This is a genomic window from Exiguobacterium sp. s43 (assembly GCF_018617255.1).
GTDB classification, from domain to species: domain Bacteria; phylum Bacillota; class Bacilli; order Exiguobacteriales; family Exiguobacteriaceae; genus Exiguobacterium; species Exiguobacterium profundum.
On record NZ_JACSJT010000001.1, the window covers coordinates 253,972 to 272,123 of the forward strand.

Below are 18,152 nucleotides of genomic sequence, written 5' to 3' on the forward strand. Positions count from 1 at the left end.
GGGGTGAATTCAATGACAATCAAAGCTGAAGAAATCAGCGCCCTGCTAAAAGAACGAATCGCTTCGTACGGTTCTGAAATCGAAGTCAGCGAGACAGGTACAGTCATTCAAGTAGGTGACGGTATCGCTCGTGCACACGGACTCGATAACGTTATGGCGGGGGAACTCGTAGAGTTCTCTAACGGCGTAATGGGCTTGGCGCAAAACTTAGAAGAAGGTAACGTCGGGATTATCATCCTTGGCGATTACAAAGGCATCAAAGAAGGCGATTCTGTCAAACGTACAGGTCGCATCATGGAAGTTCCAGTTGGTGAGGCACTCCTCGGACGTGTCGTCAACCCACTCGGACAACCAATCGATGGTCTTGGACCAATCGTGACTGACAACTATAACCCGATCGAGCGTAAAGCTTACGGCGTTATGGCACGTAAATCGGTTCACGAACCACTTCAAACAGGAATTAAGGCGATTGACGCCCTCGTTCCAATCGGTCGTGGTCAGCGTGAGCTCATCATCGGTGACCGTCAGACAGGTAAAACATCTGTTGCCATCGATACGATTATCAACCAAAAAGAAGAGAACATGATTTGTATCTACGTTGCTATCGGTCAGAAAGAATCGACTGTACGTGGCGTAGTAGAGACGCTTCGTCAAAACGGAGCGCTCGACTATACAATCGTCGTTTCGGCATCGGCATCACAGCCGGCACCACTTCTTTACCTCGCACCATTCGCAGGGGTATCGATGGGTGAGTACTTCATGGATCGCGGACAACACGTCCTCGTCGTTTATGATGACCTTTCGAAACAAGCGGCAGCTTACCGTGAGCTCTCGCTCCTTCTCCGTCGTCCTCCAGGCCGCGAAGCCTACCCAGGGGATGTCTTCTACCTCCACTCACGCCTTCTTGAGCGTGCAGCGAAGTTGAACGACGAACTCGGCGGTGGTTCATTGACAGCACTTCCGTTCATCGAGACACAAGCATCGGATATCTCAGCATATATCCCGACAAACGTTATCTCGATCACAGACGGTCAGATCTTCCTTCAGTCGGACCTCTTCTTCTCTGGGGTACGCCCAGCGATCAACGCCGGTCTCTCAGTATCACGTGTTGGTGGTTCGGCACAGGTGAAAGCGATGAAGAAAGTTGCTGGTACACTTCGTCTTGACCTCGCGTCTTACCGTGAGCTCGAAGCGTTCGCTCAGTTCGGATCAGATCTCGACAAAGCGACACAATCGAAGTTGAACCGTGGTCAGCGTACGGTTGAAGTCTTGAAACAAGACTTGAACGCACCGCTTTCTGTAGACAAGCAAGTTATCATCATCTACGCACTCACGAAAGGTCATCTCGATGACATCCCAGTCACAGACATCCGTCGTTTCGAAACAGAAATGAACGCATGGCTCGACCAAAACCGTAAAGACCTCTGCCGTGAAATCCGTCAGACAGGAAACCTTCCTTCAGACGAGGCAATGGTCGACGCAATTACGGAATTCAAAAAGACGTTCTCGCCATCGGTTTAATCCGGTGACGAGCGTCTATTAAGGTGGTGAATCGAAATGGCATCATTACGTGAGATCCAGATGCGGATCACCTCGACCCAAAGCACGAAGCAAATCACGAAAGCGATGAACATGGTGTCGGCATCAAAGTTGAACCGGGCCCAAGGGAACAACGCCAACTTCAAGCCGTACATGGACAAGTTGCAAGAAGTCATCTCGTCGATCGCCGGTGGTACATCAGGCGCGACACACCCGATGCTTCAAGTACGTCCCGTCAAACGGACTGGTTATATCGTCATCACGTCAGACCGCGGACTCGCAGGTGGATACAACGCCAGCGTCTTGCGTGACGTGTACCGTGAACTCAAAGACAAGCACACATCAACAGATGAGTATCGTCTTTACGTAATCGGGAAAGTCGGTGTCCAGTTCTTCAAGTCACGCAACATTCCGGTGTATAGCGCGATGACAGGGCTAAACGACCAACCAACTTTTGTTGAAGTCGCAGAAATCGTCAAACAGACGGTAGGTGCCTTCAGCGAGGGCGAGATTGATGAATTGAAGCTTTGCTACAACTCGTTCATCTCGGTCATCAGCCAAGAAGTGAAGATTCAACAATTGCTCCCGCTCGGGGATATCGAACAGTCCGCATCCAATGTGATGTATGAATACGAACCAGAAGAAGAAACGATCTTAGCGGCGCTCCTCCCACGTTATGCGGAAGGACTCATCTACGGCGCATTGCTCGATGCGAAAGTGTCAGAGCACGCAGCCCGGATGACGGCGATGTCGAGTGCGACAGACAATGCGGATGAACTCATTCGCGGACTCAAACTCAAATTCAACCGCGCGCGTCAAGCAGCGATCACACAAGAAATCACAGAGATTGTCGGAGGTGCGTCGGCGCTTGAATAAGCGCACGCCCTCTAGATTGTAGGAGGCTAACACGATGAACGAATACGGCATGAAAGGCCGCGTAGTCGCAGTCATGGGCCCAGTTATCGACGTAAAGTTCGACAACCACTTACCGAACATCTACAACGCTCTCAAAGTCACACACGTGGCAGCGACAGCGGACGATGTTAGTGTCGACTTGACGCTCGAAGTAGCTGTTCACCTTGGTGACGACACGGTCCGTACGATTGCGATGGACTCAACTGACGGCGTTCGCCGCGGTATGGAAGTACTTGACTTAGGATCACCGATTTCGGTACCAGTTGGAGAAGCGACACTTGGACGTGTCTTCAACGTTCTCGGTAACCCGATCGATGATAAAGAAGTGGCAGCTGACGTGCTTCGTGCACCGATTCACCGTCAAGCGCCAACATTTGACGAATTGTCAACGAAAGTTGAAATCCTTGAAACAGGGATTAAAGTCGTCGACCTTCTCGCACCATACATCAAAGGTGGTAAAATCGGCCTCTTCGGTGGTGCCGGTGTAGGGAAAACCGTCCTCATCCAGGAACTCATCAACAACATCGCGCAAGAGCACAGCGGGATTTCTGTATTCGCAGGAGTCGGTGAGCGTACGCGTGAAGGGAATGACTTGTTCCACGAGATGACGGACTCAGGCGTTATCAAGCAAACAGCGATGGTCTTCGGTCAGATGAACGAACCACCTGGTGCACGTCTCCGTGTTGCCTTGACTGGTTTGACAATGGCAGAGTACTTCCGTGACGAGCAAGGACAAGACGTTCTTCTCTTCGTTGATAACATCTTCCGTTTCACACAAGCAGGTTCTGAGGTTTCAGCCCTTCTCGGACGTATGCCATCGGCGGTAGGTTACCAGCCGACACTTGCGACTGAAATGGGTATGCTTCAAGAGCGAATCACATCGACTGCAAAAGGATCGGTAACTTCGATTCAAGCCGTTTATGTACCAGCCGATGACTACACGGACCCGGCTCCGGCAACAACGTTCGCCCACCTTGATGCAACAACAAACCTTGAGCGTCGTCTTTCGGAGATGGGGATTTACCCAGCCGTTGACCCGCTCGCATCGACTTCACGTGCCCTCTCTCCTGAAATCGTAGGGAAAGAGCACTATGAGGTTGCACGTAACGTTCAACAGACGCTTCAGCGTTACAAAGAACTTCAAGACATCATCGCTATCCTCGGGATGGACGAGTTGTCTGAAGACGACAAACTCACGGTTCACCGTGCACGTCGTATTCAGTTCTTCTTATCACAAAACTTCCACGTGGCTGAGCAGTTCACGGGCCAAAAAGGTTCGTACGTGCCAGTCAAAGAGACAGTACGCGGCTTCAAAGAGATCCTCGAAGGTAAACACGACGATCTTCCTGAAGATGCATTCCGTCTCGTCGGTCCAATCGAAGACGTCATCGAAAAAGCGAAGACGTTGGTCTAAGACCTACGCGGAAGGGGGAAACTAGACGATGAATACTGTTCACGTCAACGTCGTCACCCCGGATGGTGCAGCCTTTGAAGGAGACGCACGAATGGTCATCGCCAAATCGGTCACTGGTGAGCTTGGTATTTTGCCAAAGCACATCCCGATGGTGACGCCACTCGACGTCTCAGTCCTCAAGCTGCGCCACGAAGATGGTGGACGCACGCTGATCGCAATCAGCGGCGGTTTCATGGAAGTTCGTCCCGACACGGTGACGATCTTAGCTGAAACAGCCGAAATGGCGGATAAGATCGACTATGATCGCGCTTCTGCGGCGAAAGTTCGTGCCGAGCGTCGTCTTCAAGACACGAAGCTCTCGGAACTCGAATTCCGTCGTGCGGAACTTGCGCTCAAAAAAGCGATCAACCGCTTAAGCATTCGCGATATGAAAGAATAAGAATGACTCTCACACGAAAGTGTGGGAGTTTTTTTTGTTGTTTTTTGGAAAAGATGGGTCTTTTGTCGTGCTTCTAAATGACGGGACTAGTAAAAAATATATGGAAGAAGACCGATAATAAAGGTGGGAACTACCGTAAAGGAGATTAGGGAATGAAAGTTTACGTTGCGCGACAACCAATTTTTGACCAACAATTACGCGTTTGCGGCTACGAATTGTTATATCGCCGCAGCGAAAATAATATTTTTGAGAACGTAGATGATTCGTTGGCAACAGCTGACGTCATTCATAACGCTTACCTTGTGTTCAATTTTCGGGAATTGACAGAAGGGACGCGCGCGTTCATCAATTTCCCTCAGACGTTGATTGAAGGGGAAGTGCCTTCGTTGCTACCACGTCAATCGCTCGTCGTCGAAGTGCTCGAACATGTCGAACCGACGGAGAAAGTATTACAGTCTCTCCGCTCGTTAAGACGTCAAGGTTATACGATTGCACTGGATGATTTCGTATTTGAAGAGAAATATCGCCCATTGATTGGACTCGCCGACATCATCAAAATCGACTATCAAGCGACCCCAGTCGATCAACAGCAAAAATTGATTGATGCGCTCGGACACCGAGTCGAATTTTTGGCGGAAAAAATCGAGACACCCGCAGAGTATGAGATTGCGAAACGACTCGGATATAAAATGTTCCAAGGGTACTTCTTTAGTCGTCCCATCGTGGTGCACGGGGCCGAAGTGCATCCGTTGCGTCACACGCTCATTGAAATGTTGAAAGAGCTCGATCGTCCGGAACCGAGTTTTCGACGGATTTCAGCGCAAATTGAGCGAAGTGTCGACCTATCCTATAAGATGCTCCGTACGGTCAATACGGTGTATCAAAAAGGTCGTCGAACGATTGAATCAATCGAGCAAGCCGTCGCGCGAATCGGACTAGATGAGTTGAAACGATGGTCTTATTTGATGCTTCTTCGAGAGATGCAGACGTCTGAATCGAAAGAACTGATTAAACAGAGTGTCATTCGCGGAAAAATGATGGAGTTGATTGCGGAGGATACATTGACAGATGTATTACCGTTTGATGCATTCATTACGGGAATCTTTTCATCACTCGACGTCATTCTCGATGAGGCAATGCAAACGTTGATTGCAGAGCTTCCGGTGGCGCCTCCTGTAAAGGCAGCGTTACTCGGTGAACAGAACGGTTTGCGAAAGTTGTTAGAGGATGTCATCGACTACGAACAGTTGACGATTCCGCTCCATAACACAGATTCGGATTGGTCTCAATATTACGTCGAAGCGATTCGCTGGTCTCGTAGCCTTGACGAATCGATTGAATAATGTTTGAAATATGTGAGGGGCGTCAATTACTGTAGTAAGACCTTACTGCTGATGACGTCCCTTTTGGTGTGCTTGTAGAGAAAGTGAGTTGATCGAATGGTTCAAACCGCTCGAAGCTTAAGACCCTAAGTCTTTTTTTCTCTAACATGTCATGATATGATTAAAAATGGTACGAATTTTAGAAAAGAGGGGAATCGTCGATGGTCAATACCGTATTTTCGCTAGCGATTTATATCATAGCGATCTACGTCGCTTGGTGGGCACTCTTACCCGTCAAATGGGATAAGTTGCTCAATCAAGTGAGGAGTCCGCAAGCTGCTGTCTTGCGCGTTCTCGTAGCGGTTGTCTTCGGTTCACTGATTGCCCAGTTCTTTTTGGAGTACATTCGACTGGCGCAGGCGCTCGCACCTATACAGTAGTCGCAGAATATTTAACAAACTGTAATCCTGCTGTAACGACTCCTATATGATTATCATGTAGGATAAATTCGTCTGACATGATGTTTTTTTCATTCAATTTGCACTTATTTATTATTCAGATTGATTAATGAATGAAAAATCATCACGTTTTGCAAACCATTCAAATAATCGACATCATCACATCCGGATTCGGATATCGACGCACTATATAAAAAAACAATGAAGTTGGAGGACAAAGAGAGATATGAAGGATTTGATCGTAGTCCGTGGAGGACGTAAACTGTCAGGTACTGTGCGCGTTGAGGGAGCAAAAAACGCCGTACTCAAAACATTGGTTGCCACTCTATTAGCTAGCGAAGGAAAGTCAATCTTACAAAACGTACCACGTCTTGCTGACGTGTACACGATTAACAAAGTACTTCGTCACCTCGGTGCAGAGGTATCGTTCAATGAAGAAAAGAATGAAGTAACTGTCGATGCGTCGGGCGACATCAAAGATGAAGCACCGCTTGAGTACGTGCGGAAGATGCGTGCTTCAATCCTCGTCATGGGACCTCTTCTTGCCCGTCTCGGTCACGCTCGTGTAGCAATGCCGGGCGGATGCTCAATCGGCTCACGTCCGATTGACCTCCACTTAAAAGGATTCGAAGCGATGGGTGCGAAAACGGTCATCGGAAACGGATTCGTAGAAGCTTCTGTAGAAGGCCGTCTCCAAGGTGCTAAAATCTACTTGGACTTCCCATCTGTTGGTGCGACAGAGAACATCATGATGGCAGCTGTGCTTGCAGAGGGTACGACTATCATCGAGAACGTTGCAAAAGAACCTGAGATCGTCGACCTTGCGAACTTCTTAAACGGAATGGGCGCACACGTTCGCGGTGCAGGTACAGAAACAATCCGCATCGAAGGTGTAGAAACACTTCGCGGTGCAGAACACTCGATTATTCCAGACCGTATCGAAGCAGGTACGTTCCTCGTTGCTGGTGCGATCACAGGTAGTGACATCGAAGTCATCGGTGCAGAACGTGAGCACCTTCGTCCATTGATTTCAAAAATGGAAGAAATGGGTGTCCACTTCGAGGATACGGCAGAAGGCATGCGTGTCACGGCACCAGACGAATTGAAGCCGGTTGATGTGAAGACGATGCCACACCCAGGATTCCCGACAGACATGCAGTCACAAATGATGGCACTCGTCTTGAAAGCGGGCGGTACATCTGTCATCACGGAAACGGTGTTTGAGAATCGCTTTATGCACGTCGAAGAGTTCCGTCGTATGAACGCGGACATTAAGATTGAAGGACGTTCAGCAATCGTCAAAGGTGGCGTACGCCTTCAAGGAGCGGAAGTTGTCGCAACGGACCTTCGTGCCGGAGCAGCACTTATTCTAGCAGGTCTCATCGCGGAAGAAGAGACACGCGTTGGAGATTTATATCATATCGACCGTGGATACGTTGACTTCCACAAGAAACTTCAAGCACTCGGTGCTGACATCGAGCGTATTGAAGGAACTGTCGAAGTTGCTGAAGAAATGGTTCAGAACTAAGAAACGAGCACGAATTAGAGGGCGAGGAGAGACTCTTCTCGCTCTTTTCAATGAAGAAACGAACGGAGGAACCTATACATCATGTTTTCAAAAGATATCGGGATTGATTTAGGGACAGCAAACGTTGTCATTCACGTCAAAGGGAAAGGAATCGTCTTAGACGAACCTTCAGTCGTTGCGATAAAACGCTCTACAGGAAAAGTACTAGCAGTCGGTTCAGAAGCGTATGAGATGGTTGGTCGTACACCTGGTGATATCGTGGCGATCCGTCCTCTCCGTGACGGAGTCATCGCCGATTTCGCCACAACAGAAGAAATGCTCCGTCACTTCATCGAGAAAATTCAAGTCCGAGGCTTCTTCGGAGGCATCCGCATGCTGATTTGTACACCTGCGAACGTCACGCCGGTTGAAGCAAAAGCCATTCGTGAAGCTGCTGAGAAAGCTGGCGCGAAAGAAGTCTTCCTCGCCGTCGAACCAAAAGCTGCGGCAGTCGGTTCAGGCATGGATATTTGGAAGCCGGTTGGTCACATGATCATTGACATTGGTGGTGGGACGACCGACGTCGCCATTTTATCAATGGGAGACATCGTCTGCGGTGAGACTATCAAGATTGCAGGGGATCGCTTCGATACGGACATCCTTCGTGCCATCAAAGAGAAGCACAAGCTGATCATCGGAGAACGTACGGCTGAACAAATCAAGAAAGAAATCGCGACGGTCTTCCCAGGAGGGCGTAACGAATCGATGGATATTCGTGGACGTGACATGGTACGTGGATTGCCTCGTACGGTGACCATTACGTCAGAAGAACTTCGTGAAGCGATGGCTGAATCAGCTAATGAAATCGTCGAAGCAGCGAAGCGTGTCCTTGAACAGACACCACCAGAACTTGCAGCGGACATCATCGACCGCGGAATCATCATGACAGGTGGGGGATCACTCCTTCACGGTCTTGACCAACTCGTCGCAGAGCGTGTCATGTTGCCGGTCATGATGGCCGAGGAGCCGACACTCAGTGTCGCGCACGGAACGGGAATCATGCTCGAAAACTTAGATCGATTGAAATAAACAGACAAGCGACCGCGTGCGGTCGCTTGTTTTTTGTATGTTCAACTCAATATTTCGGAGACGAGTGCCAACACGTTGCCTTCAGAATCTTTGAAGAAACTCATCCACGTTTCTGTCGTCCCCATTTTTGCCACACAGTGTGGTTCATCAATGAAAGTCACTCCTGCATTTTTCAACTGAGCATAAGCGTCATCGATGGATGCGATACTCAAATAGAGAATTGGACTTGACTTTGCAAAAACATCATTCTCTGGAGGGGACAACATGAGGCGAACGCCCCCACAGTCGAAAAATGCGAGCAATCCTGCTTGAAAGAGAAAGGGTACCTCAAGCGTGTCTCGATAGAATTGAACGGCACGGTCTAACTCTTTGACAGGGATGTAGATTTGTTTGATTTGTTGAATGAGGCTCATGGGATTCATCCTTTCAATATGTATTTGAAACAGGAAGGGGTAACTCTGATTCAAGTTGACGTTGGAGACGGTTGGTAAGTCCTGTTGGGTGAGACATTAAGCCGATAGAAATATGTAATGGGAATAGGGTATGTAAGTCGCCAGGATAATATGAGCCATCTCGAGGTAACGTATGATTGACAATCCGAGAGACTCCTGAGGAATGGTCAATGTGTAAGACGATTGGAGCAGATATTCCGGTCCCTCGCTCAAGTTGTTGATGGTTAGGATAATATTCTTGTAGAAGCACCCATACATACACTTCCTGTCGAGTCGTACTCGTCCCGAGGATTTGATAGCTGGCATAAACATCCCCACCGAAATTAGGAGACATGACTTGAGTTGTCAAGTAGCGCTCCAACACGTTCTGATTGACGTCGACGGATTGGGTAAGCGTGACAAATGATTCATCCGTCAAGGCAGCATAGAGCAAAGCACTCAATATCCATGTACAAAATGTCGTTATGATCAACTTTTTCAAATAAGCGCCTCCCAATACCGATGTGATGAATCATATATATCCATCATATCTAAAGAGGATACGAATATATAGTTCATTCATGGGAAAAATTGTATATAATGAAATCATTAATCAATGAGAGGGGAATCATGATGGCACCGATTCACTAATGAACTGAACAGAATAATCAAATAGAATCGGAGGACATCATGAACAAACCACTTACACTCATTACTGGCGTCAGTCGCAATCAAGGCATCGGTGCTGCGATTGCGCGAAAACTTGCTTCTGAAGGACATGACTTGTACTTGACGCACTGGAGTCCGTTTGACGCTAAAGAAGGAATCGGGGAAGAAATTGGCTTCATCGAACGATTGGTTCAAGAACTGACTGAAGAAGGGGCCCGTGTCGAGCATGAGGCATACGATTTGGCTTCAGGAGACGAGGTCGGATTACTTGATCGAATGGAAGCTAAACTTGGTATACCGAACAGGCTAATCCATAACGCGACCTATGAACGACATGTCAACGTTGAGAACTTTACAACCGACGTATTGAGAAAACATTACCTGGTGAATAACGAAGGGACACTCGGACTCACCTTTGCGTTTATTGAGCGCTATAAACAAGCGGGACATCAAGATGGGCGAATCCTGTTCTTCGTATCGGGGGGACCGGATGCGAATAACCTGGCCTACATCGCAACGAAAGGTGCATTGATTGCCATCACACCTGCGTTGGCGAATGGATTAGGAGAATACGGCATTTCGGTGAATGCGTTCGATCCGGGACCGACGGATACGGGTTGGATCAATGACGAACTTCGAGAACACTTGCTACCATTATTTCCTTACAAGCGAATGGGGACGCCTGAAGATACGGCTCGCTTCGTCGCTTTCTTGATGGGCCCAGACGGCGCATGGGTGAATGGCCAACATCTTCACGTTGACGGAGGGTTTACTGGGCGCTAATAGAGAACGTTCGATGGATACAATAAAAAAAAAGACATCTCACTTTAAGTGTGAGATGTCTTTTTTCAATGCCATGTATAGTCTTTATCAACAAATAAACGATTTTTTAAGTCTGTTTTAGAAATTGAAGGATTTGGTGCATCAAGCCAATCGTAATAATCACAGGCACAGGAATCACCAAGTTCAATAGAATAGCCATTATTTATTGTATTAACAGTTATATCGAGTTCATGTTCAGCTAACGTCTTTTTCAATCGATAAATCGTGTTGTATACGTTGTGTAAGGCGCGTTGTGGTTCATCGATGTCCGGGTAAAGGGTTTCGGCAAGCACCCACTTATTAATGACCTGCTTACGATGAAAAACTAAGTAGGCAAATAACTCCTCTGTTTTTTGTGTTGGCCACTTCACAAGATTTCCATCTTGTGTTCGTACCGAAAAACGATCTAGAAATTGTATGCGACAAGATTGATTGAGATTCTTTTGTTGAATCGCCTCATAGCGCTGGATGATGCGCGGAATGACGTTATGAATCATCTGCTCTGTGATGGGCTTCAACAAGTAATGCGTGGCATGCAAATTGAACGCTTCAACGGCATACTGTTGATGGGCGGTCGTGAAGACGACTTGTGTCCGTTCCGGCAAATAGGTCGCCAATTCGAGCCCCGTCATTTCAGGCATCTCGATATCTAAAAAGACAAGGTCTACCGGGTGCTCTTGAATAAAAGTGAGAGCTTGAACCGGACTTTGGAATGAACCAATCCACTCAAGAGACGGCTCCTCTTTTACAATCCGCTCCATCATCCCTAAAATATGATGTTCATCTTCAATTAAAATCGTACGCATCTAAATGATTCGTCCTTTCCTGTTTTGGTAAACGCAGGTGAATGGTGGTGCCTTTTTTCAAAGTGGAGGCTAAGTCAAACGTTGCACCATGAAGGTGTTCGATTCGACTTTTAATATTGCAAATCCCAATCCCAGATGTTTTGTTTGATACGTTTGGATCAAAACCACTCCCTGTATCTTGAACATAAATCTCAATCATTCCGTTTCGTTCCTGGATAGTAAGTGTCAATCGCTTTTGTCCTGGGTGTCGATAGAGACCATGTCGCACGGCATTTTCAACGAGTGGTTGAATTAATAAAGGTGGAATCGAACAGTCGAGAAGAGATTCATCAATTTCTTTCTCGACGTAGAACGAATCACGGAATCGCGTCTGTTCAATGGCGAGATACGAGTCGATCATATCGACTTCTTGGCGAATCGATATCTCGTTTTCGGTTCGACCATTTTCAAAAATGAAGCGGACGTAAGTGCTCAAGTGACTGAGTAGACGAGCCGCATCGGGTGGAGACGTGTAACAGAGTGCAATCACATTTCCAAACGTATTGTAAAGGAAGTGAGGTTTGATTTGAGCGTTAAAGAAGGACATCTCGTGCTGAGAGGCCAACGCTTCAACTTGTTGTTTTTTCCCTTTGTCGGTAGACAGGTGAATCGGTAGAAGCAAAAACATCAATAGGAAATAGATGATGGTAAACGTATTGGCGTACAGCTGCTGATTGGGCGAGACGATGAACGTCGACGTCATGATTCCGATATATCCGACGAGTTGGGCGAGTGTGAAAGTTAATAACTCGAGCGGATTGCCTGTCTTGTACTTTTCAAGAAGCCATCCAATATTCAATCCGACCCAGAAGAACGTGATAAATAAAACGATCATCCATACAAAGTATTCATACACTTCGTAAACGGAAGAGGGCAGGAAGATGGATAGTACAGTCAATCCATATAGTGGATATCTCGAAATGGCCAAAAACCGGTCAAATGACACACGTTCCAAACATCGCGAAAACTCGATTAACATGATGATACTCAGTAAGGCTAAACTTAACGTCAACTTATCACTACCCGAGATCCACATGCCGTCTCGGGACATGATTGAAAAACTCGTCAAAAAAAAGAAAGCTGTTCCGAAACCATACAACCGTTCATTTCGGTGAAAGAGATAGACGATGGCATAGAACATGGCAATCAAAAGTGAAATGAGCAACATGAAAAATTCGTAGCCGGCATAAGCGTTTTGAGTGGTCATGATGGCATGTAACGGTCCGACTAATATACTTTCTTCGATGGGTGCGAAATTACCTGCCTGTCGTTCATGTTGAATCGTCAGTCGGAATTGTTTTGTCTCATCATCGAGCAAGAGCAGAGACGGCTGCTCGACGAGACGATTGTTTCCAATTTGTATCGTTTCAACCATTTTCCCATCTATCAAAATCGTAGAGGAGGATAGGGACTTTGGAATGAGCAAGGCATACGTACCGGTTGGCAACGCGATATCGAGTTCATAGGTAGATTCACGATAAGGGGTTGTAAACGGAATGGTTCGATAGGAGCGGCGATCAACTTGGGTGACAATCCCTGACTCATAGCGCCATGAGCCGTCTAGTCGCAAAATCTCTTCGTCGACAGTAGAAGAGAGAAGAGAAGCTTCGCCCTTGTTAACGGTGACGATCGGATTGATTGACTGATGTCGAATCAATAAAGTGAGACTGACGCCAACCAACATCACAAGGATGAGGATAAACGTCATTCGATTACGCGTCATGAACACATTCCCTTCAATCTTTGTGAGTTTCTTGTGAGGTCATTCCGTTATTCTTTCTAATAGGTGAATGAATTTTTGAAGTGACTCTCCGTCTCATCATCGTACCCGAACTTTTTTTGTTTGAACAGAAAAAGTCATTCACCGTACGAAGTGAGGCATTCTAAGAGTGAAGGAAGAAGGCATTCCATGAAACGTTGGATTGAACAACGCATTAGTCGACAAGTTATGACGATTTTCTATATATTGATTGCCTTAGTGACGCTCACATCGATTGGGACCTATTTTTATACACAGCAATCGATTCAAGAGACGACCGTAAAATTAGAACGAATCAGTGAGCAACGTGCACGGGCGACAGACCTGTTTGAAACGTGGCAATCGATGCAATATGAATTACGAGGGCACGTCCTGTTAGGAGAACGTGCGCTATTAGAAGAAGTAAGAACGGCTCAAACGAACATCGACGAGCAAACGACCTGGTTCGAAGAACAGGCAAGAAACGCGGAAGAAGTACAGTTCGCAGAGGATGCGAGACTTCTCTTCTCCATTTATACAACACGCGTCATGCCGGCACTTGAGCAGTATGTGATTGCGAAGCAGGCAGGAGAAATTGATGAATCCTTCCTGCAGATGCGCACCGTAGGGCAATTCATGCCGAAAAATGAAACGTCGACTCAGACGCGATTTAAATTGAACTCAAGTAGTGCTGCCGATATGAGTGCAAGCATCGTCGATATGGAGTCGGTCTTTACCGACTATCGACAAAATCTTGATTTTCAAGAAAGTGAATTGCGAGATGCGCTGTCAAAACAGTTAGTGAAAGCCCAATGGATGTGGCTTTTGATTCTACTCGGGGCATTGTTCATATTGTTTGTCGGGTTGCAGCCATATATTTTAAGGTTGACCAATCAACTGCAGACGCTGATGGTAAACAGTGAGCGTCTCGCGAGCAACCCGAGCGCGACACTCATCCCGATTAAACCACTGCAAAACGAAGTCGGACAGTTGTCGAAAGCGTTTAATGAGATGGCGACCTCACTTAGGAGCCAACAAGATCAAGTCGATCTCGAACGTGAGAAGACCGCTCGAATTTTGCACACGATGCGCGATTCTATCGTCTATACGGAACTCAAAACGAATGAACGCTTTGGTAACAGTGCGCTCTTTGACTTATATGAACATCCGATTCCATCAACAGAACGGGGCAGTCTATACCCAATTGCGATGTACTATCCGATGTTCATGAACCAGATTGATGATCAAGAGGGACTGAACGGTTTCACGAAGCGTGCTAAAGAAGAAGGCATGTTCGACGAAACGTTCACCTATACGATGCAAGAGGGTCAGAAAACGATTCGCATGTACGCCGAACCGATTGATCTTCAAAATGAACGTGTGGGTGTCATCTTCGTCTCACGAGATATTACCCAGGAAACAGAAGTCAATCGCTTGAAGACAGAACTTGTGGCGACAGTATCCCATGAGCTTCGGACGCCCCTTACCTCGATTCTCGGTTTTTCAGAACTGCTCAAAAGTCGTCAATTGGAAAACACGAAGCGAGAGCGCTATTTAGACATGATTGCGAGTGAGACAAAGCGGCTCGAACGACTCGTGAGTGACTTGCTAGATGTTCAAAAAATGGAGGCGGGTATGAGCGTACCTGACTTTAAAGTAGAGAGTCTATACGATTTATTATCAGATCTCCTCGAAATCCACGCAGGGTCGACAGAGCATCATTTCTTCCACTTTGATTGTGATGAATCGCTATTCGTCGCGGGAGATCCGGCCCAATTACGTCAAGTCTTCTCGAACATCTTGAACAATGCCATCAAGTATTCTCCAAGAGGTGGGAATGTGACAGTCGATGTCACGTGTGAAGATGACACGATTCAAATCAGGATCACGGATGAAGGGTTAGGACTTTCGGAAGAAGATGCAGCACGAATCTTTGATAAATTTTATCGTTCGGCATCGGAAGAAAGTAAACAGATTGGTGGAACCGGATTAGGTTTAGCAATCTGTAAAGAAATCGTTCAACTGCACGGTGGTACCATCTCTGTTCAATCTCAACTAGGAGAAGGAACGACGATGATTGTCGAGTTACCGATGGTCGACCATGTCAATGAAGAGAGTTCATCCTAATTTATGGGATGAACTTTTTTTGAAAAAACGGTGAATGTCACGCTCGTTTGGTACGATATAGAGAGTGAATCATGTTATAGGATGAAAGGAAGACGATTATGCTACGCGGATTATATACAGCAGCGGGAGCGATGAATGCCCTGCAGCGCCAACAAGAGATTTTGAGCAACAACCTTGGTAATGTGAGAACACCAGGCTTCAAAGCGTCTGATGGCGTGGTACGTTCGTTTCCGGAGATGCTTCTTGCACAAGTCAGCAATCCGGATAACGCGAAATCGCGCGTGAAGGGAGAAGTAGGTACCCTATCAATGGGCGTCTATCTTCAAGAAACAATGCCCCGATTCTCAGCTGGGAGTATCACAGAATCCGGTAGCCCGACCGACCTGTATTTAAAGGCACCTACTGATTTTGCGGGAGCCCCGATGTTTGCAGTCGAACAAGGCGGCGAGACGTTATATACGACAAATGGACGCTTCTCGATCGATGAGACGCTCTTCCTTCGTTCTGCGGACGGCGGATATATCCTTTCTGATGAAGGGGAACGAATCCAATTACCATCGAGCGAGTTTCAAGTTGGGAAAGATGGCGTCATCACATCGCTTGGACAAAACGTGGCGACTCTTGGTGCCTACCAAATCGATGACTTGACGACTCTTGAACAAGTCGGCAATGACTGGCGTGTGACGGGTGATGCCCCGGCGCCGGCCCAGGTCGAAGTACTACAAGGATTTATTGAAGAAGCGAACGTCAACCTCGACCAGACGATGGCAGACTTGATGATGACGTATCGTCAGTTTGAGGCGAATCAAAAGGTCGTCCAAGCGTATGATAAAAGTGCCGAGCGGGCAATCGAAATCGCTCGTATTCGTTAAGGAGGAACACCATGCAGTCCATTTATAACTCGGTCAACTCTCTGTCTCAACTTCAGCGTCAATTAGATGTGACAGGTCACAATATCGCAAACGTCGATACGGTCGGCTTTAAGCGTCAACAGGGGCATTTTGCTTCGCTATTGTCGCAGGCGTATAACAACCAACCGCGTCCTGAATTCGAAGTCGGTCGAGACACACCGAACGGGATTCGGATTGGAGTCGGGGGACATGTCGCCGATATTACACAGCAGTTCAATATCGGACAAGTACGTACGACAGATCGTGGATTGGACGTCTTTTTAAAGGCGAGCCGTCAATTTTTTGTCGTGGACACGCCGAACGGTGTCGGGGTGACTCGAAGTGGAAACATGCAATTGTCAGTCGGTGACGAGACGACGCTCGTTGATGTGAACGGGAATCCGCTTCTTGGAGATGACGGTAATCCAATCACGATGCCGAACGATGCGACGAATCAGCGCATTCGTCAAGACGGTGTGGTCGTTGCGAGTGTGAATGGCGTTGAACAAGAATTCGGACGTCTCGACATCGTAGAAGTCCGCAATACGTCGGAATTACGTCCGCTCGGTGATAACGTGTTCGAAGCGGATTTGGAGACCGAAGTCGATCGTCCACTCGGAAATCTATTGATTGAAGGGACACTCGAGTCATCGAACGTTGATTTGACGAAAGAGATGACTGATATGACAATCACACAACGAGCATATCAAATGAACTCACGGGCGATGTCGATGAGCGATCAGATGATGGGGCTTGTCACGGCGTTACGTCCATAACGCATACCGCTTCTCGAGCCGAGAAGCGGTTTTTTTATAGACAAAGGGGGAGAAGCATCAATGCGGATTGTAGTCGCGATGGATTCATTCAAAGGCTCACTTTCGAGTATGGAAGCAAATCAAGCGGTCCTTCGTGCGCTTGAAGGGCATGAGGTCACCATCATACCGATCTCTGACGGAGGAGAAGGTTTTTTGGATGCTTGGATTGCGACACATGCAGAAGGAACCATTATAGAAGAAAATGTCGTGTGCTTGGATGGAATACAGCGCGTTGCACGTTTTGGTTTCGAGCCGTCAACGAGGCACGCGGTAATCGAAGTGGCGGAAACAGCAGGATTGACACTCCTCGCTCATGTCGATCCGTGGCGCTACAGTTCAGTCGGAGTCGGTCAACAGATCGTTCAAGCGCTAGAGCGTGGGGCGAAGATCATCACCATCGGGCTCGGAGGGAGCGGAACGATGGATGGTGGGAAAGGATTGCTCGAAGCGTTAGGTGTTCGTTTTCTTGATGCGAACGGCTCTGTGTTATCGACCATTCCCCATCGACTAGAAGAAGTGGCATCAATTGATTGGTCCGGTCTTCATCCGCGTGCGCGCGAGGTCGTATGGAGAATGTCTTCCGATGTACAGAACCCATTGATTGGTGGAAGCGGAGCAGCCTATGTGTTCGGACCCCAGAAAGGATTGGCGGCAGATGTAGTGAAGCGATATGACCGGATCCTCGATCACTACGCGAACTGTTTTGAAGTGGATAGAAGAGCACTTCCTGGAGCAGGGGCGGCTGGCGGCATCGGCTTTGCGCTATTGCAGCTTGGTGCAATCTACGTGAGTGGCATCGAAGAAGTGGTCAGTTGGTCTAAGCTCGAAGAACAGTTAGAAAAAGCAGATTGGCTGATTACAGGAGAGGGTAAATTTGACGCGCAAAGCTTTGAGGGAAAGGCACCGTATGGGTTGGCGCGCCTTGCACATACGCGCGGGGTCCCGACCCTCGTCTTCACCGGACAGTCCGATTACACATCGCATATGGAGTCCGGCATCGTCGCCATTTTTCCGATCGTGTCTCGGATCATGACGTTAGAAGAAGCGATTTGGGAAGCAGCTCCACTATTGACGAATGCGGTCCAACGCGTGCGTCATATCATTGAAAAGGCGCCACGACAGTAGTCGGGCG

The 18,152-nt window shown here is 47.6% G+C and carries 17 protein-coding genes; 13 read left to right on the plus strand and 4 right to left on the minus strand.

Annotated elements, in window-relative coordinates; genetic code table 11:
- Positions 1 to 12 precede the first annotated feature (12 nt).
- From atpA to mreB, 8 genes are all read left to right on the plus strand, one after another.
- A complete protein-coding gene (atpA, locus tag KNO79_RS01440) occupies positions 13 to 1,521 on the plus strand; it encodes a F0F1 ATP synthase subunit alpha (RefSeq protein ID WP_074035730.1) in 1,509 nt (502 codons plus the stop codon).
- A gap of 36 nt (positions 1,522 to 1,557) precedes the next feature.
- Complete coding sequence (atpG, locus tag KNO79_RS01445) at positions 1,558 to 2,415, plus strand: ATP synthase F1 subunit gamma (RefSeq protein ID WP_012727356.1); 858 nt, start codon at positions 1,558 to 1,560, stop codon at positions 2,413 to 2,415.
- A 34-nt stretch (positions 2,416 to 2,449) separates the two neighbouring features.
- Complete coding sequence (gene atpD / locus KNO79_RS01450) at positions 2,450 to 3,868, plus strand: F0F1 ATP synthase subunit beta (RefSeq protein WP_012727355.1); 1,419 nt, start codon at positions 2,450 to 2,452, stop codon at positions 3,866 to 3,868.
- 28 nt (positions 3,869 to 3,896) lie between these two features.
- Positions 3,897 to 4,307 carry a F0F1 ATP synthase subunit epsilon gene (locus tag KNO79_RS01455; RefSeq protein WP_012727354.1) on the plus strand — a complete coding sequence of 137 codons (411 nt, stop codon included), beginning with the start codon at positions 3,897 to 3,899 and terminating at the stop codon, positions 4,305 to 4,307.
- Positions 4,308 to 4,459: 152 nt separating this feature from the next.
- Positions 4,460 to 5,650 (plus strand): EAL and HDOD domain-containing protein, encoded by a 1,191-nt coding sequence (locus KNO79_RS01460; RefSeq protein WP_031422261.1) that lies wholly within the window; start codon positions 4,460 to 4,462, stop codon positions 5,648 to 5,650.
- Between the two features lie 200 nt (positions 5,651 to 5,850).
- Positions 5,851 to 6,069 (plus strand): DUF1146 family protein, encoded by a 219-nt coding sequence (locus KNO79_RS01465; protein ID WP_031422262.1) that lies wholly within the window; start codon positions 5,851 to 5,853, stop codon positions 6,067 to 6,069.
- A gap of 244 nt (positions 6,070 to 6,313) precedes the next feature.
- Positions 6,314 to 7,615, plus strand: a complete 1,302-nt coding sequence (gene murA, locus KNO79_RS01470) for a UDP-N-acetylglucosamine 1-carboxyvinyltransferase (RefSeq protein ID WP_012727351.1) — start codon at positions 6,314 to 6,316, stop codon at positions 7,613 to 7,615.
- Between the two features lie 81 nt (positions 7,616 to 7,696).
- A complete protein-coding gene (gene mreB / locus KNO79_RS01475; protein ID WP_074035738.1) occupies positions 7,697 to 8,683 on the plus strand; it encodes a rod shape-determining protein in 987 nt (328 codons plus the stop codon).
- A gap of 41 nt (positions 8,684 to 8,724) precedes the next feature.
- Here mreB and KNO79_RS01480 read toward each other — a convergent pair whose 3' ends face one another.
- Together KNO79_RS01480 and KNO79_RS01485 are read right to left on the minus strand one after the other, a co-directional pair.
- Complete coding sequence (locus KNO79_RS01480) at positions 8,725 to 9,096, minus strand: VOC family protein (RefSeq protein WP_159562969.1); 372 nt, start codon at positions 9,094 to 9,096, stop codon at positions 8,725 to 8,727.
- Between the two features lie 13 nt (positions 9,097 to 9,109).
- Positions 9,110 to 9,616, minus strand: a complete 507-nt coding sequence (locus KNO79_RS01485) for a hypothetical protein (protein WP_214686041.1) — start codon at positions 9,614 to 9,616, stop codon at positions 9,110 to 9,112.
- A gap of 188 nt (positions 9,617 to 9,804) precedes the next feature.
- Here KNO79_RS01485 and KNO79_RS01490 point away from each other — a divergent pair, with 188 nt between their 5' ends.
- A complete protein-coding gene (locus KNO79_RS01490) occupies positions 9,805 to 10,566 on the plus strand; it encodes an SDR family oxidoreductase (RefSeq protein WP_214690432.1) in 762 nt (253 codons plus the stop codon).
- Between the two features lie 65 nt (positions 10,567 to 10,631).
- Here the strand turns inward: KNO79_RS01490 and KNO79_RS01495 are convergent, their stop codons facing one another.
- Positions 10,632 to 11,411 carry a response regulator gene (locus KNO79_RS01495; RefSeq protein WP_159562966.1) on the minus strand — a complete coding sequence of 260 codons (780 nt, stop codon included), beginning with the start codon at positions 11,409 to 11,411 and terminating at the stop codon, positions 10,632 to 10,634.
- Entirely contained in the window at positions 11,392 to 13,173 is a 1,782-nt protein-coding gene (locus KNO79_RS01500) for a sensor histidine kinase (RefSeq protein WP_214690433.1), read from the minus strand. The genes KNO79_RS01495 and KNO79_RS01500 overlap by 20 nt, the downstream gene beginning before the upstream one ends.
- Positions 13,174 to 13,359: 186 nt before the next feature.
- Between KNO79_RS01500 and KNO79_RS01505 the strand changes: the two genes are divergently transcribed.
- The 4 genes from KNO79_RS01505 (at position 13,360) to KNO79_RS01520 (ending at position 18,145) form a co-directional block, all read left to right on the plus strand.
- The gene (locus KNO79_RS01505; protein ID WP_214690434.1) at positions 13,360 to 15,315 is read left to right on the plus strand and encodes a HAMP domain-containing sensor histidine kinase; all 1,956 of its coding nucleotides are present in this window, start codon (positions 13,360 to 13,362) and stop codon (positions 15,313 to 15,315) included.
- A gap of 98 nt (positions 15,316 to 15,413) precedes the next feature.
- Positions 15,414 to 16,187 carry a flagellar hook-basal body protein gene (locus KNO79_RS01510; protein WP_159562963.1) on the plus strand — a complete coding sequence of 258 codons (774 nt, stop codon included), beginning with the start codon at positions 15,414 to 15,416 and terminating at the stop codon, positions 16,185 to 16,187.
- Positions 16,188 to 16,198: 11 nt separating this feature from the next.
- The gene (locus tag KNO79_RS01515) at positions 16,199 to 16,981 is read left to right on the plus strand and encodes a flagellar hook-basal body protein (RefSeq protein WP_196431264.1); all 783 of its coding nucleotides are present in this window, start codon (positions 16,199 to 16,201) and stop codon (positions 16,979 to 16,981) included.
- Positions 16,982 to 17,041: 60 nt separating this feature from the next.
- Positions 17,042 to 18,145, plus strand: a complete 1,104-nt coding sequence (locus tag KNO79_RS01520) for a glycerate kinase family protein (protein WP_214690435.1) — start codon at positions 17,042 to 17,044, stop codon at positions 18,143 to 18,145.
- Positions 18,146 to 18,152 lie beyond the last annotated feature (7 nt).

Bases quoted from the DNA above. Each gene is read 5' to 3' on its own strand.
- atpA (WP_074035730.1), top strand. From the start codon at position 13: ATGACAATCAAAGCTGAAGAAATCAGCGCCCTGCTAAAAGAACGAATC.
- atpG (WP_012727356.1), top strand. From the start codon at position 1,558: ATGGCATCATTACGTGAGATCCAGATGCGGATCACCTCGACCCAAAGC.
- atpD (WP_012727355.1), top strand. From the start codon at position 2,450: ATGAACGAATACGGCATGAAAGGCCGCGTAGTCGCAGTCATGGGCCCA.
- KNO79_RS01455 (WP_012727354.1), top strand. From the start codon at position 3,897: ATGAATACTGTTCACGTCAACGTCGTCACCCCGGATGGTGCAGCCTTT.
- KNO79_RS01460 (WP_031422261.1), top strand. From the start codon at position 4,460: ATGAAAGTTTACGTTGCGCGACAACCAATTTTTGACCAACAATTACGC.
- KNO79_RS01465 (WP_031422262.1), top strand. From the start codon at position 5,851: ATGGTCAATACCGTATTTTCGCTAGCGATTTATATCATAGCGATCTAC.
- murA (WP_012727351.1), top strand. From the start codon at position 6,314: ATGAAGGATTTGATCGTAGTCCGTGGAGGACGTAAACTGTCAGGTACT.
- mreB (WP_074035738.1), top strand. From the start codon at position 7,697: ATGTTTTCAAAAGATATCGGGATTGATTTAGGGACAGCAAACGTTGTC.
- KNO79_RS01480 (WP_159562969.1), bottom strand. From the start codon at position 9,096: ATGAGCCTCATTCAACAAATCAAACAAATCTACATCCCTGTCAAAGAG.
- KNO79_RS01490 (WP_214690432.1), top strand. From the start codon at position 9,805: ATGAACAAACCACTTACACTCATTACTGGCGTCAGTCGCAATCAAGGC.
- KNO79_RS01495 (WP_159562966.1), bottom strand. From the start codon at position 11,411: ATGCGTACGATTTTAATTGAAGATGAACATCATATTTTAGGGATGATG.
- KNO79_RS01500 (WP_214690433.1), bottom strand. From the start codon at position 13,173: ATGACGCGTAATCGAATGACGTTTATCCTCATCCTTGTGATGTTGGTT.
- KNO79_RS01505 (WP_214690434.1), top strand. From the start codon at position 13,360: ATGAAACGTTGGATTGAACAACGCATTAGTCGACAAGTTATGACGATT.
- KNO79_RS01510 (WP_159562963.1), top strand. From the start codon at position 15,414: ATGCTACGCGGATTATATACAGCAGCGGGAGCGATGAATGCCCTGCAG.
- KNO79_RS01515 (WP_196431264.1), top strand. From the start codon at position 16,199: ATGCAGTCCATTTATAACTCGGTCAACTCTCTGTCTCAACTTCAGCGT.
- KNO79_RS01520 (WP_214690435.1), top strand. From the start codon at position 17,042: ATGCGGATTGTAGTCGCGATGGATTCATTCAAAGGCTCACTTTCGAGT.